This window comes from Streptomyces rubellus (genome assembly GCF_036323805.1).
Lineage (GTDB): Bacteria > Actinomycetota > Actinomycetes > Streptomycetales > Streptomycetaceae > Streptomyces.
The window spans coordinates 38,248-61,026 of record NZ_JAZDCX010000016.1 but is presented as its reverse complement, the minus strand read 5'-3'; the positions used below and the strand labels follow the sequence as shown (position 1 = coordinate 61,026).

16 protein-coding genes, 1 pseudogene and 1 riboswitch are annotated in these 22,779 nt (G+C 75.9%); of the genes and pseudogenes, 3 read left to right on the top strand and 14 right to left on the bottom strand.

Annotated features, from left to right (window positions below; translation table 11 throughout):
* Nucleotides 1–44 precede the first annotated feature (44 nt).
* The 14 genes from V1L54_RS19435 to V1L54_RS19370 all read right to left on the bottom strand — a co-directional run bounded on the left by V1L54_RS19435 (nt 45) and on the right by V1L54_RS19370 (nt 18,965).
* Complete coding sequence (locus V1L54_RS19435; RefSeq protein ID WP_330119329.1) at nt 45–314, bottom strand: 4Fe-4S binding protein; 270 nt, start codon at nt 312–314, stop codon at nt 45–47.
* Nucleotides 311–2,134 carry a precorrin-3B C(17)-methyltransferase gene (gene cobJ, locus V1L54_RS19430; protein WP_330119328.1) on the bottom strand — a complete coding sequence of 608 codons (1,824 nt, stop codon included), beginning with the start codon at nt 2,132–2,134 and terminating at the stop codon, nt 311–313. Before cobJ ends, V1L54_RS19435 begins: the two co-directional genes overlap by 4 nt.
* Entirely contained in the window at nt 2,131–3,435 is a 1,305-nt protein-coding gene (gene cbiE, locus V1L54_RS19425) for a precorrin-6y C5,15-methyltransferase (decarboxylating) subunit CbiE (RefSeq protein ID WP_330119404.1), read from the bottom strand. Before cbiE ends, cobJ begins: the two co-directional genes overlap by 4 nt.
* Before the next feature lie 5 nt (nt 3,436–3,440).
* Nucleotides 3,441–4,652 carry a cobalt-precorrin-5B (C(1))-methyltransferase gene (locus V1L54_RS19420; protein ID WP_330119327.1) on the bottom strand — a complete coding sequence of 404 codons (1,212 nt, stop codon included), beginning with the start codon at nt 4,650–4,652 and terminating at the stop codon, nt 3,441–3,443.
* Nucleotides 4,645–5,517, bottom strand: coding sequence for a precorrin-4 C(11)-methyltransferase (cobM, locus tag V1L54_RS19415; RefSeq protein ID WP_330119326.1), 873 nt, complete (start codon nt 5,515–5,517; stop codon nt 4,645–4,647). The genes V1L54_RS19420 and cobM overlap by 8 nt, the downstream gene beginning before the upstream one ends.
* Nucleotides 5,514–6,299: a precorrin-2 C(20)-methyltransferase gene (cobI, locus tag V1L54_RS19410; RefSeq protein WP_330119325.1), complete on the bottom strand. Its 786-nt coding sequence runs from the start codon at nt 6,297–6,299 to the stop codon at nt 5,514–5,516. Before cobI ends, cobM begins: the two co-directional genes overlap by 4 nt.
* Nucleotides 6,296–7,696: a cobyrinic acid a,c-diamide synthase CobB gene (locus V1L54_RS19405; protein WP_330119324.1), complete on the bottom strand. Its 1,401-nt coding sequence runs from the start codon at nt 7,694–7,696 to the stop codon at nt 6,296–6,298. The genes cobI and V1L54_RS19405 overlap by 4 nt, the downstream gene beginning before the upstream one ends.
* Nucleotides 7,697–7,724: 28 nt before the next feature.
* Nucleotides 7,725–8,321 (bottom strand): cob(I)yrinic acid a,c-diamide adenosyltransferase, encoded by a 597-nt coding sequence (gene cobO, locus V1L54_RS19400; protein WP_330119323.1) that lies wholly within the window; start codon nt 8,319–8,321, stop codon nt 7,725–7,727.
* Entirely contained in the window at nt 8,321–10,363 is a 2,043-nt protein-coding gene (locus V1L54_RS19395; RefSeq protein ID WP_330119322.1) for a putative cobaltochelatase, read from the bottom strand. Before V1L54_RS19395 ends, cobO begins: the two co-directional genes overlap by 1 nt.
* Nucleotides 10,364–10,535: 172 nt before the next feature.
* Nucleotides 10,536–14,318 carry a cobaltochelatase subunit CobN gene (gene cobN / locus V1L54_RS19390; protein ID WP_330119321.1) on the bottom strand — a complete coding sequence of 1,261 codons (3,783 nt, stop codon included), beginning with the start codon at nt 14,316–14,318 and terminating at the stop codon, nt 10,536–10,538.
* A gap of 83 nt (nt 14,319–14,401) precedes the next feature.
* Nucleotides 14,402–15,913, bottom strand: coding sequence for a cobyric acid synthase (locus V1L54_RS19385; RefSeq protein WP_330119320.1), 1,512 nt, complete (start codon nt 15,911–15,913; stop codon nt 14,402–14,404).
* Entirely contained in the window at nt 15,910–16,980 is a 1,071-nt protein-coding gene (locus tag V1L54_RS19380) for a cobalamin biosynthesis protein (RefSeq protein ID WP_330119319.1), read from the bottom strand. The genes V1L54_RS19385 and V1L54_RS19380 overlap by 4 nt, the downstream gene beginning before the upstream one ends.
* A gap of 137 nt (nt 16,981–17,117) precedes the next feature.
* A riboswitch (cobalamin riboswitch) is annotated at nt 17,118–17,243 on the bottom strand.
* A 187-nt stretch (nt 17,244–17,430) separates the two neighbouring features.
* Nucleotides 17,431–17,646, bottom strand: coding sequence for a hypothetical protein (locus tag V1L54_RS19375; protein WP_330119318.1), 216 nt, complete (start codon nt 17,644–17,646; stop codon nt 17,431–17,433).
* An 89-nt stretch (nt 17,647–17,735) separates the two neighbouring features.
* On the bottom strand, nt 17,736–18,965 hold the full coding sequence (locus V1L54_RS19370; RefSeq protein ID WP_330119317.1) for an inorganic phosphate transporter: 1,230 nt from the start codon (nt 18,963–18,965) through the stop codon (nt 17,736–17,738).
* Nucleotides 18,966–19,185: 220 nt separating this feature from the next.
* Between V1L54_RS19370 and V1L54_RS19365 the strand changes: the two are divergent.
* The 3 genes and pseudogenes from V1L54_RS19365 to V1L54_RS19355 all read left to right on the top strand — a co-directional run.
* Nucleotides 19,186–19,848: pseudogene (locus V1L54_RS19365) on the top strand (class II aldolase/adducin family protein); the annotation flags it as partial.
* A 143-nt stretch (nt 19,849–19,991) separates the two neighbouring features.
* Complete coding sequence (locus V1L54_RS19360; RefSeq protein WP_330119315.1) at nt 19,992–21,125, top strand: alpha/beta hydrolase; 1,134 nt, start codon at nt 19,992–19,994, stop codon at nt 21,123–21,125.
* Between the two features lie 90 nt (nt 21,126–21,215).
* Nucleotides 21,216–22,646: a hypothetical protein gene (locus V1L54_RS19355; RefSeq protein WP_330119314.1), complete on the top strand. Its 1,431-nt coding sequence runs from the start codon at nt 21,216–21,218 to the stop codon at nt 22,644–22,646.
* Nucleotides 22,647–22,779 lie beyond the last annotated feature (133 nt).

The window sequence follows — 22,779 nt, the reverse complement described above, 5'->3', positions numbered from 1 at the left end:
CTGGCGGGCCGGAGGTGTCGGGGATGCCGCGGGTGTCGACGGTGTCACGGTGCCTCCTCGGGGTTCTCCGCGCGGTTCTTCCGGCCGTTCTCCCCCAGGGCGTCCCCGGAGGCGGCGGTCTCCTCGATCGCGTCGACCGGGCACACCTCGACGCACTCCAGACAGCCGGTGCACAGTTCCGCCCGCACCAGCAGCGTGCTGCCGAGCGGACGTATCGCGTGGACCGGGCAGGTCAGCAGGCAGGCTCCGCAGCCCGCGCAGCGCGCGGTGACGGCCACGGGCGCCGCCGGGGCGGTACGCGTCGTACGGGTCACGGTGCCTCCTGCCAGCGGTAGCCGCGGGGGGTGACCATGCGCCCGGCGACGGTGCGGGTGGCGGTGTTGCCGACGGTCACCACGGTCATCATGTCGACCGCGGCCGGGTCGAGTTCCCCGAGCGTGGTGACGGTGACGCGCTCACCGGGCCGGGAGGCGTTGCGCACCACACCCACCGGTGTGTGCGGGGCGCGGTGCTCCGCCAGCAGGGCCAGGGCCCGGGGGAGCTGCCAGTCGCGGCCCCGGCTGCGCGGGTTGTAGAACGTCACCACCAGGTCGGACCCGGCCGCCGCCCGCACCCGGCGCTCGATCACCTCCCAGGGCGTGTGCAGGTCCGACAGGCTGATCGAGACGTGGTCGTGGCCCAGCGGCGCGCCCAGCAGCGCGGCGGCGGCCAGCGCGGCGGTGACGCCGGGGACCCCCACCACCTCGATGTCGTCCGGTGCCTCGGCCAGCGCGGGGGAGGCCATCGCGTACACCCCCGCGTCGCCGCTGCCGACCAGCGCCACGGCGTGGCCCGCGCGGGCCTCGGCGACGGCGGTGCGGGCGCGCTCCTCCTCCGCGCCGAGGCCGGAGGCCAGCACCCGGGTGCCCGGGCGCAGCAGGTCGCGGATCTGGTCCAGGTACTGGTCGAGGCCGACGACCACCGAGGCGCGGCGCAGTTCGTCGCGGGCGCGCGGGGTGAGCAGGTCGCGGGCGCCCGGGCCGAGGCCGACCAGTGCCAGCCGGCCGCGCGGCCGCCGCCGTGCCACGGCGCAGGTCGCCATCGCCGCGCGCCCCTGGACTTCCGACTTCCGTTTGGGGACGACCAGTTCGGCGCCCGTGCCGCAGGCCAGCAGCGCGGCGGCCTCGGCCACGCTCGGGGTGCCCACGGCGGCCAGCGGGGCGTCGGACGGATGGGGGACGGGCACGGCCGCCAGTGCGGCGGCGGGGTAGGTCCGCACCGGTACGCCCAGGTGCCGGGCCGCCTCGGCGATACCGGGCTCGTCCGCCTTGGCGTCCACGGTGGCGAGTTCGGCGACGCTGCGGGGCGACAGCCCGGCCTCGGCCAGCGCCCGCCGCACCAGCTCGGTGATCTCGTCGGCGGAGGCGCCCCGGCTGGCCCCGACCCCGACGGCGAGGGTGGTCGGCCGCAGCACGGCGGTGCGGCCGGCGCCTTCCCGCGGTCCTTCCGGCACCGGGACGCGGTCGGTGACCAGCAGGGTGTGGCCGCCACCACCGGCGCATCCGTCGCTCTCGGTCGTGTTGTCGGTGCTCTCGGTTACGTTGGGTGGCAGTGCCGGGAGAGGGAGGACGACATGCCGCACCAGACGTACGGGCTCCCCGTCGAGGATCGCCCGCGACACCGCGGCGACATCGCCCTCGACGGGCAGGCCCAGGGTGTCCAGACCGGGGATCCCGGCGGCGTCCGTGGCGGTGGTGACGACGGGGCGGCAGCCCGGCAGGGCCTCGGCCACCGCGTGCGCCAGCTCGTTCGCGCCGCCCGCGTGACCGCCCAGCAGGGCCACCGCGTACTGCTGTGCCTCGTCCACGCACACCACGCCCGGGTCGCTCTCCTTGCCGGTGAGCAGCGGGGCGAGGAGCCGTACGGTCGCGCCGGTGGCCAGGAAGCAGACGAGCCGGTCGCACTCGGCGAAGGCCCGGGCGACCGCCTCCCGGACGGTGCCGGGGGTCTGTGCGGTGCCGCCGGTGCCGCCGGTGCCGCCGTCCGTGTCGTAGACCCGGGTCTCGTCCGGCCAGGCGGCGGCCAGCCGGTCGCGGGCGCGCCGCCCCGCGGCGGTGACGGAGACGAGACCGATCGGGCCTTTCGGGGCGTTCACGCGGGTGCTCCTTCGGTGGTGGGGCGGGTGCCCCACAGGACGAAGACGGGGTTGCCGGCGGCGAGCCGGGTCACCTCGCCGGGCAGCGGGGACAGCCGGGAGGACTGCAGCAGCACACCGTCGGGGACCAGTCCGGCGTCGCCGAACGCGGCCCGTACGGCGGGCACCCGGTCCAGCGCGGCGAGCGTGACGACGACGGTCCGGCGGGCGCGGCGGGCGCTCAGGGAGACGATCGACTCCAGCTCCCGGCCCCCGCCGCCGACGAACACGGCATCGGGATCGGGCAGTCCCGCCAGTGCGGCGGGCGCGGCACCGTGCACGGTCTGGACGTCCACTCCGTGGGCGGCGGCGTTGGCCCGGCAGCGTCCGGCACCGTCCGCGGCGCGCTCCACCGCGATCGCCGCCGCGCCCAGCCGTGCGCACTCCACCGCCACGGACCCGGAGCCCGCGCCGACGTCCCACACCAGGTCGCCGGGGCCCGGGCCGAGCCGGGCCAGGGCCAGGGCCCGCACCTCGTACTTGGTGATCATCGAGTCCCGGTGCGCGAAGGCGTCCTCCGGCAGCGCCCAGCCGGCCGGCGGCCGCGGCGGTCCGGCGAGCGAGCGGGCCGCGGGGGCCAGGAGGCGGTCCTCGTCCAGGCACAGCACCACGTTCACCGTCTCCGGCCAGGCCCGGGCGGCGGCCTCGGCGGGGGAGAGGCGTTCGACGCGCTCGCCGGCCGTGCCCAGCGCGCTCGCCACCACCAGGGTGCGCCGCAGTCCGGTGCCGGCCAGGGCGGCACCCAGCTCGGCGGGCCCCGCACCGGGGCCGGTGAGCACGGCGGTCTTGGGACGGGCGCGGCAGACGTTGACGGCGGTACGCGGATCGCGGCCGTGCGCGCTGACCACGGCCGCGTCGTCCCACGGCAGCCCGGCGCGGGCGAAGGCCGCGGCGACGGACGGTACGGCGGGCCGCACGTCCAGGGAGCGCGGGCCGAACCGCTCGGCGAGCGCCCGGACGATCCCGAAGAAACCGGGGTCGCCCGAGGCGAGCACCACCACCTGCCCGCCCCGTCCGTCCGGTCCGCGCCGTTCGCCGTCCCCGGCGCGTGCCGCGGTGAGCCGCTCGCCGATCGCGTCCAGGGCGGGGGCCAGCGGGCCCAGCACCACACGCCGTACCTCCGGCGGGATCCCGGCGGCCTCCAGATGGCGGCGGGCGCCCACGGCCAGGGACACCTCCCGCCAGTCCGGGCCACCGGGGAGGGGCCCGGCGGCCGCCGCCGTCCCGGCGGTGCCGGTGCCGGTGCCCACGACGGTGATCATGGCGGTCATGACAGCAGCCCCCCGCCATCGCCGCCGGCCTCGGAGTGCCGGGCGATCACCGCGCGGCCCGTGAAGTCCACCAGGGCCGCCTCCGCCGTGACCCGGTGGTCCGTGAAGCGCTCCAGCACCTCCACGACACGGCGGCACAGCTCCTCTCCCGCGGCGGCCAGCAGACCGGCGGCGTCCCACAGCTCGTAGGCGTGGCGGGCGGTGTTCGCCACCGCCACCTCGTCCGCCACCGGCTCCGGCCCGCCCACCGCGCGGGTGATGTCCGCCAGGACGGCGGTGTCCACCTTCGACCTCGTGTAGTGCGTCATCAGCACTCCGGAGGCCAGCTTGGTCAGCTTGCCCACCATGCCGACGAACACCACCCGGTCCATACCGTGCTCCACGGCCCGCCGCAGCGCGGCGCCCGTGAAGTCCCCGACCTCGACGAAGCACACCTCGGGCAGCCCGGGCAGCAGCTCCATGGCGCCCTTCTCGGTGCGGCCGCCGGTGCACAGCACGACGGCCGGGGCGCCCTGCGCGGCGGCCACCGACACCGCCTGCTCGACGCTGGCGCGCCAGGAGGCCGTCGAGAACGGCCGGACGATCCCGGTCGTCCCCAGGATGGAGAGGCCGCCGAGGATGCCGAGCCGGGCGTTGGTGGTCTTCCGGGCGCGCTTCTCCCCGTCCGGCACGCTGATGGTGACGTCGACGCCCCGCGCCGCGGCGTCGACGACCTCGCCCACCGCCTGGCTGATCATGGCGCGGGGCACGGGGTTGATGGCCGGGCCGCCCACTTCCAGACCGAGCCCCGGCCGGGTGACGACACCGACGCCGATCCCGCCGTGCAGCCCGATGCCGGGCTCGTCCCGCCAGCTCACCGTGGCGGTCAGCAGCGAGCCGTGGGTGACGTCCGGGTCGTCGCCGGCGTCCTTGACCACCACCGCCTCGGTGCGGCCCGGCCGCAGCCGTACCGAGCGCTCCACCGCGAACGTCACCCGCCGCCCCGACGGCAGCGCGACCTCCACCCAGGGCTGGGGCTCGCCGGTGACCAGGTGCAGGGCGGCGGCCCGGGCCGCCGCCGAGGCGCAGGTGCCGGTCGTCCAGCCGGTGCGCAGCGCCCTCGGCCGCTGCTTGGCGGTACGCGGCAGGTCCGGCTCCCGCAGCTCGGGCCCCTGCCCGGCCCCCCGCTCCGGTCCCGGCCCGGACGCCGACCGCGGTTCCTCACTCACGGCTCGCCTCCGCCTCCCGGGCCGCCCGCAGCGCCCGGCGAGCGGCCGGGTCGGCGCGGCGGTGGCCGTGGAAGTGCCCCGGGTGGTAGAGGTGCGAACGCGTACCGGAGGCGGACAGCGCGGGCCCGACCAGGAACAGCGTGTGCTTCCACAGCCGGTGTTCCTTGACGGTCTCCTCCAGCGTGCCGACGGTACAGCGCACGACCAGTTCCTCCGGCCAGGTCGCCTGGTGGGCGATCACCACCGGGGTGTCGGTGGGATAACCGCCCTCCAGCAGCTCCACCGCCAGCTGCCCCGAGCGCGCCGCCGACAGGAAGACCGCCATGGTCGTGCCGTGCCGGGCGAACTCCCGCACCTCCTCGCCGGGCGGCATCGGTGTCTTGCCGCCGCCGAGCCGGGTGAGGATCACCGACTGGGCGACCTCCGGGATCGTCAGCTCCCGTCCCGCGACGGCGGCCACCGCCGAGAACGACGACACCCCGGGGACGATCTCCACCTCGACGCCCAGTTCCGCGCAGCGGTCCACCTGCTCCTGGGTGCCGCCCCACAGCGCCGGATCACCGGAGTGGATCCGCGCCACCCGCAGCCCCTCGCGGGCGGCGCGCGCGTAGACGGCGGTGACCTCCTCCAGGGACATCGACGCCGAGTCCAGGACCTCCGCGTCCGCCCGGGCGTGCTCGAGCACCTCCTCGCGCACCAGGCTGGCCGCCCAGATCACGATGTCGGCCTCGGCGATGGCGCGGGCGGCGCGGAAGGTGAGCAGGTCGGCGGCCCCGGGCCCGGCTCCCACGATGGTGACCCGGCCGGTGCGGGGCGCGCCGGACGTGCCGGTGCCGGACGGCTCGGTGCGCGGTGCGCCGGTCACAGCTTGCCTCCTCGGCTCTCACGGCGGGCGGGGGCGATGAGTGTGGACAGATAGGGCAGTCCGGTGTTCCCGGGGGCGGGTTCCGCCTCCAGCTCGGCCGCCGGGCGGATCGACTCCGCCGGCAGCCCCAGCGACGAACCCCACACCGCGCCCTCGGTGCGGCCCGTGGCCCGCAGCGCGGCGGCGACCTCGCCGGCCAGCCGCCCGAACTTGTACGCCACCACCGTGCCCGGCCCCTGAAGGGCCTCCTTCAGCACCGCCGTGCCCGCCGTCACCGGTACCAGCGTCAGCGGCTCCGTCCCCTCGGTGAGCACCGCACCGCTCCGCGCGGCCAGATCCTGCATCGCGGTGATGCCCGGCACGGTCTCCACGGCGGTCCCGGGCACCAGGGCGCCCACGGTCTGGGCGAGATAGGTGAAGGTGGAGTAGACGTTCGGATCACCGATCGTGGCGAAGGCCACCGTGCCGTGGGCGCGCAGCAGCTCCGCGACGCGCTCGCCCGCCATGTCCCACGCGGCCTCCCGGCGGGCCCGGTCCTCGCGCTCGTTGAGCGCGAAGACCACCCGGACGATCTTCTGCGGTGCCACGTAGTGCAGCACGGTGGCCTCGGCCCGGCCCGTGCCGCCGCCCGCCAGGACCGGCACGACCACCACGGCCGCCTCGCGCAGCGCGTTCACCCCCTTGACGGTCACCAGCTCCGGGTCGCCGGGACCCACCCCGACCCCGACCAGCCGTGGTTCGCGCGCGCCACGGTCACTGCCCGTGCTGCCCGCACCGGTCATGCGGCATCCCTCCCGACACACCTGTTGACGAAGCGCCGGGCGACGGACGGCTCGGCGGCCCAGTGCACATGCAGATACGAGGCATGCACACCGCCCTTCACAAAACCCTCGACGCGCCGCTCGGGACGGTCCGCGCCCCGGGAGCCTCCCCAGGTCAGCCCCCACGCGGGCGCCGCACCGGGGCCCGCCCCGGCCGGCGGTTCCACCGCGGTGCGGTGGAACTCGTGGCCGCGCACCCGGGTGCCGGCGGCGGCCAGCGCGCTGTCGCCCACGGCGACCGCCTCCCGGTAGCCGAGGGTGAGCCGCTCGGTCATCCGGGCGGTGACGTCCAGCACCCCGCACATCGGTGCCCCGTCCAGCTCCCGTGCCAGATACAGCAGCCCGGCGCACTCGGCGGCGACCGGTGCCCCCGAGGCGGCCAGTTCCGCGACGGCCTTCCGCAGCGGCTCGTTCGCCGACAGCTCCGGCGCGTACACCTCCGGAAAACCGCCGCCGACCACCAGCCCGGCCGTCCCCGGCGGCAGCGCGGTGTCCCGCAGCGGATCGAAGACGGCCACCTCCGCGCCCGCCGCCCGCAGCAGTTCGGTGTGCTCGGCGTAGGAGAAGGTGAACGCGGCCCCGCCCGCCACCGCGACCACCGGCCGTGCGCGCGGCGCGGAACCGGGACCCGGGAGCGCCCAGGGCTCGTCCGGCAGCGGTGGCGCGGAGTGCGCCAGAGCGAGCAGCGCCGTCAGATCGCAGCCGGACCGCACCTGCTCCGCCAGCGCGGCCACCGCCTCGGTGGCCTCGGCCCGCCGCTCGGCCACCGGCACCAGACCCAGATGACGCGAAGGGCTGCGCACCTGCCTCACACGGCGCAGCACACCCAGCACCGGCACCCCCGAGGCGTCCAGCGCCTCGCGCAGCAGCCCCTCGTGGCGGTCGGAGGCCACCTTGTTGAGGATCACCCCCGCCACCCGCACCCGGGGGTCCCAGGACGCGAAGCCGTGCACCAGCGCCGCCACCGAGCGCGACTGCGCGGAGGCGTCCACCACCAGCACCACCGGCGCCCGCAACACCTTCGCCACCTGCGCGGTCGAGCCGAGTTCACCCTCCCCCGCCGCGCCGTCGTACAGCCCCATCACGCCCTCGACCACGGCCAGGTCCGCCCCGGCCGCCCCGTGCAGGAACAGCGGCGCGACCAGCTCCGGCCCGCACAGGTACGCGTCGAGGTTGCGGCCGGGGCGGCCGGTGGCCAGCGCGTGGTAGCCCGGATCGATGTAGTCCGGGCCCACCTTGTGCGGGGAGACGGCCAGCCCGGCCGCCGTGAAGGCGGCCATCAGGCCGGTGGCGACGGTGGTCTTGCCGCTGCCCGAGGAGGGCGCGGCGACCACCAGCCGGGGGACGGCCGTACTCATCCGGTGCTCACCCGGCTCACCACTCCGCTCACCATTCGATACCCCGCTGGCCCTTCTGGCCGGTGTCCATCGGATGCTTGACCTTGGTCATCTCCGTCACCAGATCGGCGGCGCCGACCAGCGCCTCCGGCGCGTTCCGCCCGGTGATCACCACATGCTGGGTGCCGGGCCGCTCCCGCAGCACGGCGACGACCTCGTCGGTGTCCACCCAGCCCCAGTGCATCGGGTAGGTGAACTCGTCCAGCACGTACAGCCGGTACGTCTCGGCCGCCAGGTCCCGCCTGACCTGGGCCCAGCCCTCGCGCGCCGCCTCCTCGGAGGACTCGATGCCGCGCTGCACCCAGGACCAGCCCTCGCCCATCTTGTGCCAGGTGACGGCCCCGCCCTCGCCGCTGTCGCCCAGCACCCGCAGCGCGCGCTCCTCGCCGACCCGCCACTTGGCCGACTTCACGAACTGGAACACCCCGATCGGCCAGCCCTGGTTCCAGGCGCGCAGCGCCAGCCCGAAGGCGGCCGTCGACTTGCCCTTGCCGGTGCCCGTGTGCACCGCCAGCAGCGGGCGGTTGCGGCGCTGACGCGTGGTGAGCCCGTCCTCGGGCACGACACTCGGCTGTCCCTTCGGCACTACGCGGCCCTCCCGCGGCTCTGGTTCGGGTTCTGTGCGGACTGTACGGAGCGGGCGGAGCGGACGAGTCCCGCGACGGCGTCGGCGTGCAGCTCCTCCAGGGTGACGGCCGAACCGCCCAGCTCGGCGGCGAGCGCGCCCGCCAGTCCGAGCCGTACCGGCCCGGACTCGCAGTCCACCACCACCGACGCCGTCCGGCCGGCGGCCAGCAGCCGCGCCGCCTGCCGGGCCCGTGCCACGGGCTCGGGACCGCCGGTGGCCCGGCCGTCGGTGACGGCGACCAGCAGCGGCCGCCGCGCGGGGTCGCGCAGCCGCTCCACCCGCAGCACGTCACGGGCCTTCAGCAACCCGGCGGCCAGCGGGGTGCGGCCGCCGGTGGGCAGCGACTCCAGACGGGCGGCGGCGGCGTCCACCGAGGAGGTCGGGGGCAGCACCACCTCGGCCTCCGCGCCGCGGAAGGTGACCAGCCCGACCTTGTCACGGCGCTGGTAGGCGTCCAGCAGCAGGGACAGCACCGCGCCCTTGACGGCGCTCATCCGCTGCCGGGCGGCCATCGAGCCGGAGGCGTCCACGACGAACAGCACGAGGTTGCTCTCCTTGCCCTCCGTACGGGCCTCCCGGAGATCGTCCCGGCGCAGCACCAGCCCCGGCCCGGAGCGCCCGCGCGCCCGCTGGTGCGGAGCGGCGGCCCGGACGGTCGCGGACAGGTGCAGCCTGCCCAGCGCGCCGTGCGGGCGGCGGGCGCCGGTGGTGCGGCCCTGCGCGGTACGGGCCCGCGAGCGCCGTCCGGTCGTGCCCTCGCCCACCCCGGGCACACTCAGCGTCCTGGTGCGGAACGGCTCACCGGCCCGGGCGGGGGCCTGCTCCCCGGCGTCCCCGCCCCGGCCACCGGTCTCCTCGTCACCTCGGGACTGCCCGGGCACGGACGGCTCCGGGGGACCGTCCTGCGGCGGCTGCCCGCCACCGCCGTCCCCGTCCCCGGGGCCGCCGGGGCCGCCGTCCGGTCCGTCCGGGTCCGGCTCGTCGTTCCCGCCGCCGTGCTGCCGCAGCGTCTCGTCGAGCTTCTCCTCGTCCAGGCCGGGGGCGTCGAAGGGATTGCGGCGCCGGCGGTGCGGCAGGGCCAGCAGCGCCGCCTGCCGCACGTCCTCGGCCGCCACCTCGGTGCGCCCCGCCCAGGCCGCCAGCGCGGTGGCGGTGCGCGCCATCACGATGTCGGCCCGCATGCCGTCCACCTCGAACGCGGCGCAGGTCGCGGCGATCTGCCGCAGTGCCGGGTCGCCCAGCCGTACGTCCGGCAGCAGGGCCCGCGCCGCCGCGATCCGCTCCCGCAGCGCGTTCTCCTCGGCCACCCAGCGGGCGGCGAAGGCGTCCGGGTCCGCCTCGTACGCCAGCCGCCGCCGCACCACCTCCATCCGCTCCCCGGTGTCCCGGGAGGCGGCCACCTCCACGGTCAGCCCGAAGCGGTCCAGCAGCTGCGGGCGCAGCTCGCCCTCCTCGGGGTTCATCGTCCCCACCAGCAGGAACCGGGCGGCGTGCCGCACCGAGACGCCCTCGCGCTCGACGTGGGAGGCACCCATCGCGGCGGCGTCGAGAAGCGAGTCGACGAGAAAGTCCTGCAGCAGGTTGACCTCGTCCACATAGAGGACTCCCCGATGGGCCTGTGCGAGCAGACCCGGCTCGAACGCCCTGACTCCCTCGGAGAGCGCGCGCTCGATGTCGAGCGCCCCGACGAGCCTGTCCTCCGACGTGCCGACCGGCAGCTCCACCAGGTGCGCCGCCCGCGTGGCGCCCCGGCCCGTCTCGTGCGGGCCGTCGGGGCACCGCGGGTCCGGCCGGTGCGGATCACAGGAGAAACGGCACCCGGGCACCACCTCGATGCGGGGAAGCAACGCGGCGAGAGCCCTCACCATCGTGGACTTCGCCGTCCCTTTCTCACCCCGCACCAACACGCCGCCGACCGCGGGACTCACCGCGTTGAGCAGGAGCGCGAGGCGTAGATCGGCCATTCCGACCACGGCGCTGAAGGGGTAGGGGACGTTCATGTTGTTCTCCCTCCGTCGAGTGAACGAGCGGTGAGGTTCCGGACGTCCGCCGCGGGGCCGCGCGGGGCCGAGGAGACCGGCCCCGCGCCCGCGGGGACGGTCCGCCGCCGCACGGCCACGTGGCGGAACCGCTCCTGTGGCCCCCGCAGCCGCGGGGTCGGGGCGGGAACGGTCATTCCTCCCCCTCCAGGTCACCCTCGAGCTCGAGGTAGACCTCCCGGAGCCGGTCCAGGGTCGCCCGGTCCGGCTCCTCCCACAGCCCGCGGTCGGCGGCCTCCAGCAGCCGCTCGGTGACGCCGCGCAGCGCCCAGGGATTGGAGCGCTTCATGAACTCCTGGTTCGTCCCGTCGAAGACGTACTCGGCGGCGAGCTTCTCGTACATCCAGTCGTCCACGACCCCGGCCGTCGCGTCGTAGCCGAAGAGGTAGTCCACGGTGGCGGCCATCTCGAAGGCACCCTTGTAGCCGTGCCTCCTCATGGCGCTCATCCAGCGCGGATTGACCACCCGGGCCCGGAAGACGCGGTGGGTCTCCTCGCCCAGCGTCCGCGTCCGCACCTGGTCGGGGACGGCCGAGTCGCCGATGTACGCCTCGGGGGAGCCGCCGGTCAGCTGCCGCACCATGGCGACCATGCCGCCGTGGTACTGGAAGTAGTCGTCGGCGTCGGCGATGTCGTGCTCGCGGGTGTCGACGTTCTTCGCCGCCACCTGGATGCGGCGGAACGCCGTCTCCATGTCGCCGCGCGCCGGGCGGCCGTCCAGGCCGCGCCCGTACGCGTAGCCGCCCCACACCGCGTACACCTCGGCCAGGTCGGCGTCCGAGCGCCAGTTGCGGGCGTCGATCAGCGGCAGCAGCCCGGCCCCGTACGCGCCCGGCTTGGAGCCGAAGATCCGCGCGGTGGCCCGGCGCCGGTCGCCGTGCGCGGCGGTGTCCTCGTCGGCGTGGGCGCGCACGTAGTTGGACTCGGCGGGCTCGTCGAGCTCGGCCACCGTCCGCACCGCGTCGTCCACCAGGCCCACCACGTGCGGGAAGGCGTCCCGGAAGAAGCCGGAGATGCGGACGGTGACATCGATGCGCGGCCGGCCCAGCTCCTCCAGGGGCACGACCGTGAAGCCCGTCACCCGGCGCGAGGCGTCGTCCCACACCGGGCGGCAGCCCAGCAGTGCCAGGATCTCCGCGATGTCGTCGCCCTGGGTGCGCATGCAGGAGGTGCCCCACACCGTCAGGCCCACCGACCGCGGGTAGGCGCCGTGGTCGGCCAGATGGCGGGCCAGCAGGGAGTCCGCCAGCGCGGCGCCGACCTCCCAGGAGAGCCGGGACGGGATCGCCTTGGGGTCCACGGAGTAGAAGTTGCGGCCGGTCGGCAGGACGTTGACCAGACCGCGGGTCGGAGACCCGGAGGGGCCGGCCGGTACGTAGCCGCCGTCCAGCGCGTGCAGCACGTTGCCGATCTCGTCCGCCGTACGCGCCAGCCGGGGCACGACCTCGTCCGCCGCGAACTCCAGGGCCCGCACCGCCCCCGGCACCCGCTCGCCCAGCACCCCGGCGGTCACCTCGCCGACCGCCTCCCGCGCCCAGCCGCGCGCCTCCATGCCCGCCACCAGCCGCCGTGCCAGGTGCTCCAGCAGGTCGACCGCGTCGGAGGCGGTGCGGGAGGGCCCGTCCGCGAGCACCGTCAGGGCCCGGGGCACCTCGATGCGGGCGCCCGGCTCGGCCAGCAGTACGGCCTCCTCCAGCCCCACGTGCTCGGCCAGCACCGCACGCAGGCCCGGCAGGGCGCCGCCGACGCCGCCCCACATCTGCGCCGAGCGCAGCACGGCCAGCACCAGGTTGACACGCGGCTCGCCCACCGGGCCGCCGCCGAGCACGTGCAGTCCGTCGCGGATCTGCACGTCCTTGATCTCGCAGAGCCAGCCGTCGATGTGCATGACGAACTCGTCGAACTCGTCCTCACCCGGCTGCTCCTCGACGTGCAGGTCGCGGTGGAGCTCGGCGGCCCGCACCAGCGTCCAGATCTGGCCGCGCACCGCCGGGGCCTTGGCCGGGTCCAGGTCGGACACCAGCGCGTACTCGTCCAGCAGCTGTTCCAGCTTCGCCAGGTCGCCGTAGGAGTCGGCCCGCGCCATCGGCGGCACCAGATGGTCGACGACGGTGGCGTGACCGCGGCGCTTGGCCTGGGTGCCCTCGCCGGGGTCGTTGACGATGAACGGGTAGACCAGCGGCAGATCGCCCAGCACCGCGTCCGGCGCGCAACCGGCCGACAGGCCGAGCCCCTTGCCCGGCAGCCACTCCATCGTGCCGTGCTTGCCCATGTGGACCACGGCGTCGGCGCCGAAGCCCCCCTCCGGCTCGGCGGCCGCCAGCCAGCGGTAGGCCGCCAGATAGTGGTGGGAGGGCGGCATGTCGGGATCGTGGTAGATCGCGATGGGGTTCTCGCCGAAGCCGCGCGGCGGCTGGATCATCACCACCACGTTGCCGAACCGCAGGGAGGCCAGCACGATCTCCGCGTTCTCGCCCTCCCCGGTCACGTACAGCGAGCCGGGCGGCTCGCCCCAGTGCTCGGTCATGGCCTTCCGCAGCTCCGGGTCGAGCGCGGCGAACCAGCGCCGGTAGTCCGCCAGCGGCACCCGGGCCGGGGCGGCGGCGAGCTGCTCCTCCGTCAGCCACTCCACGTCGTGGCCGCCGGCGGCGATCAGCCGGTGGATCAGCTCGTCGCCGTCCTCGGGGAGTTCGCCGGTGTCGTAGCCGGCGGCCTTCAGGGCCCGCAGCAGTTCCACCGCCGAGGCGGGGGTGTCCAGACCGACCGCGTTGCCCACCCGGGAGTGCTTGGTCGGGTAGGCGGTGAAGACCAGGGCGAGGCGCTTGCCGGCGTTGGGCTTGTACCGCAGGGCGGCGTGCCGGGCCGCGATCCCGGCCACCCGCCGGGACCGCTCGGGGTCGGCGACGTAGACGGGCACCCCGTCGGGGCCCTCCTCCTTGAAGGAGAACGGTACGGTGACCAGCCGCCCGTCGAACTCCGGGATCGCCACCTGCATCGCCGCGTCCATCGGCGACAGGGCGGCGTCCGAGGCCTCCCACGCGGCGCGTGAGCCGGTCAGGCACAGGCCCTGGAGCACGGGTACGTCCAGGGCGGCCAGGGCACCGACGTCCCACGCCTCCTCGTCGCCGCCCGCGCTCGCGTCGGCCGCCCGGGTGCCGCCCGCCGCCAGCACGGTGGTGATCAGCGCGTCGGCGCGGCCCAGCAGCTCGTACAGGCCCGGCCCGGCACCGTGCTCCTCCACCGGGCGGGCTTCGGTTCGGCTCGGCTGTGGGCGGGTGCCGGTCGCTCGTTCCTCGCTCCCTGCCCCCGCCCCCTGCCTCGCCTCGACTGCGCCCCGCAGCGAACCGCAGTACACCGGCAGGGCGTTGGCGCCGTGTTCCTCGATCGCGTCGCACAGCGTGTCGACGAAGGAGGTGTTCCCCGACAGCTCGTGCGCCCGGTAGAACAGCACGCCCACGGTCGGCCGGGCGGGGTCGTGCGCGCGGTCGCCGTGCACCCCCCACTCGGGCATCGGACGCGGCGGGGCGAAGCCGTGGCCGGTCAGCAGCACCGTGTCGGACAGGAAACGGGCCAGCTCGGCGAGGTTCTCCGGGCCGCCCGCGACCAGGTACCTCAGCGCCTCGGCGACCACCCCGGCCGGGACGGTGGACAGGGCCATCAGCTCGGCGTCCGGCACCGCCTCGCCGCCCAGCAGCACCGCCGGGATCCCGGTGGCGCGCAGCGCCTCCAGCCCGTCCTCCCAGGCGCGCCGCCCGCCCAGCAGGCGCACGACGGCGATGTCCGCCCCCTCGAGCAGCCCGGGCAGTTCCTCCGCGACGTCGACGCGCGCCGGGTTGGCGATGCGGTACGGGGCGTCGCAGGCGCGGGCCGCCAGCAGATCGGTGTCGGCGGTGGACAGCAGCAGTACCGTGCTCATCGGGCTCCCATCGGTCCGTACGTCCCTCGGATCGGTCGTGTCGTTCGCGCCGGGGGCGCCGCCCGCGCCGGCGGGCCTGCCGTTCACGGCGCCCCCGGTGGTACGAACGGCAGGCCCGCCGGCGCGCCGTCCTCGATCAGCCGCAGCAGCGCGCCGGTGTCGGCGTGCTCCTCGACCAGATCGCCCAGCCGGTCGAGCTGCTCCTCGCGCAGCGCGGCGAAGGAGGTGCCGGGCGCGGGTACGAACGCCCGGCCCGCGTCCGCGGCCACCCTCCGCAGGAAGGCGCGCCGGAAACCGTCGCTCTCCAGTGACCCGTGCCAGTGCGTGCCCCACACCGCACCCGCGCGGCAGCCGTCCAGGAACGGCTCGTCCCCGCCGGTCACCTCGGCCACGCCGTGATGGATCTCGTAGCCCGCCACGGGCTCGCCCAGTGCCTCGCCGACCGGCCGGGCCAGGGTCTTCTCCGCCGCGAAACGCACCCGCACCGGCAGCAGACCCAGCCCCGGCACCGTCCCGGCGCGGGACTCCACCTCGTCCTCGATCCGCTCGCCCAGCATCTGGAAGCCGCCGCAGATCCCCAGCACCGGACGCCCCTCGGCGGCCCGGCGGGCCAGCGCGTCGGCCAGCCCGCGCTCGCGCAGCCAGGCCAGCGCCCGCACGGTGCCGCGGGTGCCGGGCACCACGGCCAGGTCGGCGTCGGCCAGTTCCTCGGGCCGGTCGGTGAGCCGCACCACCACACCCGGCTCCGCCGCCAGCGCGTCCACGTCCGTGAAGTTCGACATCAGCGGCACCGGCACCACCGCCACCCGCAGCACGTCGCGTCCGTGCGGCGGCGCGACGGACGACTCGCGCACGGTGCCGCGCAGCGAGACGCGCAGCCCGTCCTCCTCGTCGATGCCGAGCCCGTGCGCGTACGGCAGGACACCCAGCGACGGCCGTCCGGTCAGGTCCCGCAGCATCCGGAGCCCGGGCTCCAGCAGCGTCACGTCGCCGCGGAACTTGTTGACGACATAGCCCGCCACCAGCGCCTGGTCCTCGGGGGAGAGCAGGGCGGTGGTGCCGAAGAAGGAGGCGAAGACACCGCCGCGGTCGATGTCGCCGACCACCACGACCGGCAGCCGCGCGGCCCGGGCCAGGCCCATGTTGACGATGTCGCCGTGCCGCAGGTTGATCTCGGCCGGACTGCCGGCGCCCTCGCAGATCACCGCGTCATGGGTGCGCCGCAGTTCGGCCAGGCAGTCGGTGACCGTGCCCAGCAGCCGCTCCCGCCGCCCGGCGCGCCAGCCGCGCGCGTCCAGTTCGCCCACCGGCCTGCCCAGCAGCACGACCTGGCTGGTGCGGTCGCCACCGGGCTTGAGCAGCACCGGGTTCATCAGCGCGGTGGGCTCCGCCCGGGCGGCGGCGGCCTGCATGGCCTGGGCGCGGCCGATCTCGGCGCCGTCGCGGGTGACGAAGGAGTTCAGCGACATGTTCTGCGCCTTGAACGGCGCCACCTTCACACCCCTGCGGGCCAGCCAGCGGCAGACGCCCGCCGTGACCACGCTCTTGCCCGCGTCCGAGGTGGTTCCCGCGATCAGCAGTCCGCCGCCCGTCAACGGGCTCCCCTTCCGCGCCGGCCGTCGAGCCGCCTCTCCCGCGCCGTCCCGGTGACGGCGCACACCACCAGTGCCAGCGCGCCCACCCGGCGCGACAGCCGTACCGCCCGCTCGATGTCCGCGGCCCGCACCGGACGGCCGGCGGCGTTCAGCACCGGGCGGTGCTCGACGCGGCCGCCGTACGACAGCGTCCCGCCCAGCCGTACGCCCAGCGCGCCCGCGAAGGCCGCCTCGACCACCCCGGCGTTGGGGCTGGGGTGGCGGTGGGCGTCGGTGCGCCAGGCGCGGAGCGCGCCGCGCGGGCCGGGACCGGCGAGGACCGCCAGCAGCGCGGTCAGCCGGGCACCGGGCCACCCCGCCGCGTCGTCCAGCCGGGCCGAGGCCCAGCCGAAGCGGTGGTGGCGCGGCGAGTGGTGGCCGACCATCGCGTCCAGGGTGTTGACGGCCCGGAACCCCACCAGCCCCGGCACCCCGCAGGCGGCGCCCCACACCAGGGCGCCGACCACGGCGTCCGAGGTGTTCTCGGCGACGGACTCCACCACCGCCCGGGCGACGTCCTCCGCGTCCAGGTCCCGCGGGTCGCGTCCGCACAGACGGGGCAGCCGGGCGCGGGCCGTGCCGAGGTCGTCCGCCCGGAGGGCGGCGGCGATCGCCCGGGCCTCGCGCGCCAGTGACGTGCCGCCGACCACCGACCAGGCCGCGGCGGCGGCCAGGGCGGTACGGGCGGCGGGGGAGCGGCGTACGGCCCGCTCCAGCGCCGCGGCGGCGGCCACGGCGCTGCCCGCGCACACAACGGTGTACAGCGTGCCCGCGCCGCGGTGGTCGCGCCACAGCAGCCGCTCGGCGGCCGCGGCGGCGCGCCCGAAGGCGGCCACGGGATGGCCCCGGCGGGGATCACCGGCGATCAGGTCGAGCAGATACCCGGCCGACAGGCCGAGCGCCGCTTCGGGGACCCGGCCCGCGCCGGAACGGATCCGGATGGCGGAACGGGCGGCGGTCCGGGCCGTGAGGGCGGCCGTGCCGGTGGAAGGGGTGCCTGTGCGACGGGTGGTGTGGTCGGCGCGCATCGCGTCAGCCGGCCGTCACACCTCGTACGGTCCTCGCGGTGCGGAGTGGGGGCGGCAACGGGGAAGGCAGGGTGCCCGGCATGGCGGTATGTCCTCACTCAGGGTCCGCGCCCTGGCTCGACGTGACCGGCGGTGAGAGTCTCCTGGCTCCCGGATCGGCGCTGCCCCCGGTCTTCCAGCCCGCTGTGCGGGCCGTGACGCCGAGTGGGGGAGCGCTCCCCGGTGACAGTGGCGGGACCGCGCCGGATTCGCACCGGCTTCCTCTCCTGCCGCCGTTTGGCAACGGGCAGTCCACCACGGCCGACCGGACGCGTCAACTCGGCGATGACCTGCGACGGCGCGCTGTGTGGAAGCACACAGCGCCGGTGCGCGCGCCCCCGAACGCCGGCCGGCGCCGGGCGGACAGCGCCCGGCGCCGGCCGGCGGGGGATCCCGGAAGGACGCCGGGATTCAGGAGGCGATGATGTAGATGCCGTACGCCACGGCGGCCGCGCACAGGGCGTAGCTGACCCAGGCGCCGGTGCGGGCGAGGAGGGCGGTGCCGACTCCCGTTTGCTGGTTGGCGCGGTTGCCGACGATGCCGAGGGTGAACACGGCCACCAGGCCGATCGTCATCACGAGGCTGACGACGAAGACCTGGCCGAGTGCGGCCCAGTGGATGTCCATGAGCGGGGATTCCTTCTCTGCGGGACCCTGTCCGTGAGGTTCGTGGGGTCCATGGGGGTCCGCGGGGGCTGGGAGGGGCTGCGGGGCGCTCAGGAGGCGGGGGCGGAGGCCTTCTCCGCGTGCTCCGCCCGCTCGGTCTCCTCGGTGCCCACCGGGGGCGGGGAGACGGCCTGCACGGCCGTGGTGAGCACGTCCGGCTCTCCGGCGGTGTCCGTCTCGACGTCGTTGACGTTGGTGTGGTCCACCGGCTCCCGGCGCGAGGCGAGCCAGATCGCCGCACAGGCCGCCACGGTGAGAACCATGACCGCGGTGACGCCCCAGTCGCCGCGGGTCGTCAGGAACGCGGCGCCCGCGGCCACCAGGCCGGCGGCCGGGAGGGTCAGCCCCCAGGCGGCGAACATGCGGCCCGCGGTGCTCCACCGCACCACGCCGCCCTTGCGGCCCAGACCGGAGCCCATGATGGAGCCGGAGCAGACCTGGGTGGTGGAGAGCGCGAAGCCCAGGTGGGAGGAGGCCAGGATGGTGACGGCCGAACTGGTCTGGGCGGAGAAGCCCTGGGCCGGCCGGATGTCGGTGAGACCCTTGCCCATGGTGCGGATGATCCGCCAGCCGCCCAGGTAGGTGCCCAGCGCGATGGCGATGCCCGCGGAGGCGATGACCCACAGCGGCGGGTCGGCGTCGGCGCCCAGCACCCCGCCGGAGATCAGGGCGAGGGTGATGACGCCCATGGTCTTCTGCGCGTCGTTGGTGCCGTGGGCGAGGGAGACCAGGGCGGCCGAGGCGATCTGCCCGCCGCGGTAGCCCTTGGCGACGTCCTTCTCCGGGGTGCCGCGGCTGATCCGGTAGGTCAGCCTGGTGGCGAGCATCGCCGCGATGCCGGCGACCAGCGGGGCGACGACGGCCGGGAGCAGGACCTTCGAGAAGACCGCGCCCATGGAGACGGCGCCGATGCCGACGGAGGCGATGGTCGCGCCGATCAGACCGCCCATGAGGGCGTGCGAGGAGCTGGAGGGTAGGCCGGCCAGCCAGGTCAGCAGGTTCCAGACGATCGCTCCGACCAGCCCCGCGAGGACCACCGCGGGATCCACACCGGAGTCCTCGTTGATGAGCCCCTTGGAGATGGTGGCCGCGACCTCGACGGATATGAAGGCGCCGACGAGGTTGAGGACCGCCGACATCGCCACCGCCGTCTTGGGCTTGAGTGCCCCGGTGGAAATGGTGGTGGCCATGGCGTTGGCCGTGTCGTGGAAGCCGTTGGTGAAGTCGAACACCAAGGCTGTGACGATCACGATCCCGATGAGAAGCGTGATGTTTTCCATTCACCCAGGCAATCAGTCGAAGGGGAGGCGGATACGCGGTGAACGTAGGGTTTCATGGTGAACGCGAGATGAACTGAGAACGGCTTCGGAGTGTCTCCCGGGGGCTGTGTACGCAGGGTGGTGCATGGTTGTGCGCGAAGTGCGCCCCCGGCTCTCTTCATCCAGCCCGCGCCCTCCGGATGCGCCGCGGCGCTACAGTGCTCCGCCGGAGGTGGCACGCATGCGGCGGAGCACTCGGGAGCGGCCCCCGGAGTGGGCCCGGGCCTGGCGCGAACTGGTGGCCACGGCCCGCCGTACGGTGACGGACGGGCTGGTCGTGGGCACCTCCGGGAACGTCTCGGTGCGGGTCGGCGACACCGTGCTGGTCACTCCCAGCGGTGTCCCCTACGAGGAGCTCGGGCCGGACGGCCTGTGCGCCGTAGGCCTGGACGGGCGGCAGGTGGCCGGCCGGGCGGCACCCACCAGCGAGCTGCCGATGCATCTGGCGGTCTACCGGGCCACCGGCGCGGCGGCGATCGTCCACACCCATGCCGTGCACGCCACCGCCGTCTCCACCCTCGTCGACGAACTCCCGGCGGTCCACTACATGGCCGCGGCTCTGGGCGGCCCGGTACGGGTCGCCCCGTACGCCACCTACGGCAGCGAGGAGCTGGCCGTCCACGCCCTGACGGCGCTGCGCGACCGCAGCGGCTGCCTGCTGCGCAACCACGGCACGCTCGTGTACGGCGGCAGCCTCGGCCGGGCGTACGACGACACCGCCCAGCTGGAGTGGATGTGCCGCGTCTGGCTCGCCGCCGCCGCCGTGCCCGGCCGTACGCCGGCGCTGCTGCCGCCCGAGGAGCTGGGCCGGGTCGCGGAGAAGCTGCGCGGCTACGGGCGGCGGGACCGGGCGGCGGCGGAGACCACCGCGGACACCATGGAGACCGCGGCCGAGGAGGCGGCGGAGGGCCCCGGAGCGCCCGGCCCGCCCACCCGCCGGACCCGACCCACTGGCCCCGGCGGCGTGACACCGTCATCCTGGACGGGATGAGCCTGCGCAGAACGGCGGCCGTGGCCGCCACCACGATGCTGGGTGCCGGCGTGGCCGCGGTCGCGGCCGGGCGGTACGCGGCCGACGTCGCCCTGAGGCCGCCCGGCGGCCGCGCGCGGCCCGCCGGTTTCGAGGGGCCGCCGCTGACGGTCCACGCCACCGCCGCGGGACAGATCACCCTGACCCGCTCGCTCGCCTCCCGGTGGCCCGGCACCTACGTCCTCACCGGTCCCGGCCGGCACGCGGTCGTCGGCGCCGTGCTGGACGTGCCCTCCGCCCCGGACACCGTCGTACGGCGTCTGGAGCGGGTCGACCGGGGCCTGCTCGCCCCCGGCGACCGGGTACGGCTGTCCCCGCAGCTCCACCTGGGCGACCCGCGCGCCGCCCTGGGCCTGGAGCACACGGACGTGACCCTGCCCGGCGAGCTCGGCGCGCTGCCGGCCTGGTACCTGCCGGCCCTCCGCGACGTGTGGGTGATCGCCGTGCACGGGCTGGGCACCACCCGCGAGCACGCCATGAACCTGCTGCCGTTCCTGCACGCCATGGACCTCCCGGTGCTCGTCCCGGCCTACCGCGGCGATCCCGGGGCGCCCCGGCTGTCCGACGGGATCGGGCACCTGGGCGGCGCCGAGTGGCGGGATCTGGACTCGGCGGTCCGCCACGCCCTGGACCACGGCGCCCGCAGCGTCGTGCTGTACGGCTGGTCCACCGGGGCCACCATGGCGCTGCGCACCGCCGAGTACTCCCCGCTGCGGGACCGGATCGGGGGGCTGGTGCTGGACTCGCCCGTGCTCGACTGGCGGGCGACCCTGCGGGCCCTGGCCGGCAGCCGCGGGGTCCCCCGTCCGCTGCTGCCGCTGGCGGTACGGGCCGCCCAGGGCCGCGCCCGCTCGCGTCCGGAGTCCTCCGGTGAACTGCCCCGCCCGGCGGACCCGGGGATTCCCACCCTGCTTCTGCACGGTCCCGACGACGACATCGCCCCCTGGGACCTCTCCCGGGAGATGGCCGAACGGCGCCCCGGTCTGGTGTCGCTCCACACCGTCCGGCAGGCTCCGCACGCGGCCATGTGGAACGCCGGCCCGGAGAGCTACGAGGAGGCGTTGCGCCGCTTCCTGACACCGCTGCTGTAGCCCTTCGCGCCCCCGCGGGCGCGGGGTGCTCATATGAGGCCGTTACACGGGCGTTTGGGCTTTCGGGCCGTCATCAACAACACTGCTCCCGTGACGTCCCGTATCCCGCGAGACACCCGGCTGCGCCTTGTCCCCCGTCAGCCTCTCGCCGCCGCGCACCGAGCAGAGGGCGCGCGCCGCAGGCGGAGCGCGCCCCGGCCCCCGGCGGGGGTGCCTCCCCGCGACCAGCTGGCCCGGCAGGCGCGGGCCTGCCTCGGTGACGCCGTACGTCTGGCCCGCTGGGCGGAGCGCACCGGGCTGTCGCCGGCGACGGCGGCCGAGCGGGCCGCCGCGGAGCTGCGGATGCCGGTGGAGCAGGTACCCGTCCAGTGGGACCGCGCCCGGCTCGCGGGCCTCATCGAACTGCACGGCGACACCGCCCTGCCCGGCTGGCGGCTGCGGGCCTGGGACCGGGACGACTCCGCCGTGCTGCGCGGCTGGGTCGCCCTCTTCGACGCCTGGTCGCTCGCCCACCCGGCGCCCGCCGACGCCGGTCCGGCGGCGGTCGGCGAGGTCGTGGTGGCCGCTCCGCAGTTCCTGTCCGTGATGCATCTGTCCTCGGGACCGGTGACCGTGCCGGCCCTGCTGGACCTGCTGCGGCAGCGGATCGCGGAACTCCGCGCGGAGCGCGGAAAGGACTCTGCGGAGCGCGGAAAGGACCCCGCGGAGCGCGGCGCCGCCGCCCCGGACACGGCGTCCGCCGACACCGCCTCCGTGGACGCCGATCTGGACCTGCCCGCACTGCTCGACTGGGCGCTCGACGGTCTCGCCTCCGTCGGTGCCCTCACCCGCTGCGCGGCGGACGCCGAGGGGCGTCCCGGGCAGGCGGTGCTCACCCCGCTGGGCAACTGGGCGGTGTGGGTGAAGCTGGAGCAGATCTGTGTGGCCGCCCAGAGCCCCGCCGGGAACATAGAGCACCCGGCCGAGGACATGCTGCGCGGCTGCGCCCGGCTCTCGCCGGGGGAGGCCCGTGCCGAGTACCGAGCCTGGCTCGCCGCCCGTACCACCGCCCCGGCCGTCGCCGAACTGCTGGACGCCGCCCGCGGGGAGGACGCCCTCATACGCGGGCTGGCCTTCGACGCGCTGCGGGTCGTCGGCGCTCCCGCCGAACCCGCCGTCCGGGCGGCGTCCGCCGAGCCCACCCTGCGTCCCTACGCCCTGCTCTGGCTCGCCGAGCACGAGGGCGCCGACCCCGGGGAGCCGGGGGGCGGGGCCCCGGAGGTGCTGACCCGTGAGGAGGCCACCTGGCTGTGGGTGGACACCGCCGCGGCCGTCGCCGACCACGGTGAGGGGCATCTGCTGGTGGAGCATCTGGACTCCGCCGTGCAGGGCAGCGTTCCGGCGCTGCTGGAGGAGGTCAGGGCCACCGGCCATCCGCGTACGGTCCAGGTGCTGGTCGCGCTCGCCGCCGCCCATCCCGATCCCGCCCTGGCCAAGGCGGTGCGCCGCGCGGCCTTCCAGGTCCACACCGGCGAGAGGTGACGGCACCCGTCCCCACCCGGCCGGCGGACGGCACCGGGCACGGGGGGCGGTGCCCGTGCGGTGCGTCACGGTCCGGGCCGTGCCCGGCGCGGAAACCGGGTTGCGTACCGCCGTTAGACTGGCGGCATGGCGA

Coding starts and splice junctions, on each gene's coding strand:
- cbiE (WP_330119404.1), bottom strand. CDS start 3,435: ATGATCACCGTCGTGGGCACCGGCACCGGCACCGCCGGGACGGCGGCG.
- cobI (WP_330119325.1), bottom strand. CDS start 6,299: ATGACCGGTGCGGGCAGCACGGGCAGTGACCGTGGCGCGCGCGAACCA.
- V1L54_RS19405 (WP_330119324.1), bottom strand. CDS start 7,696: ATGAGTACGGCCGTCCCCCGGCTGGTGGTCGCCGCGCCCTCCTCGGGC.
- V1L54_RS19395 (WP_330119322.1), bottom strand. CDS start 10,363: ATGAACGTCCCCTACCCCTTCAGCGCCGTGGTCGGAATGGCCGATCTA.
- cobN (WP_330119321.1), bottom strand. CDS start 14,318: ATGAGCACGGTACTGCTGCTGTCCACCGCCGACACCGATCTGCTGGCG.
- V1L54_RS19380 (WP_330119319.1), bottom strand. CDS start 16,980: ATGCGCGCCGACCACACCACCCGTCGCACAGGCACCCCTTCCACCGGC.
- V1L54_RS19375 (WP_330119318.1), bottom strand. CDS start 17,646: ATGGACATCCACTGGGCCGCACTCGGCCAGGTCTTCGTCGTCAGCCTC.
- V1L54_RS19370 (WP_330119317.1), bottom strand. CDS start 18,965: ATGGAAAACATCACGCTTCTCATCGGGATCGTGATCGTCACAGCCTTG.
- V1L54_RS19360 (WP_330119315.1), top strand. CDS start 19,992: ATGAGCCTGCGCAGAACGGCGGCCGTGGCCGCCACCACGATGCTGGGT.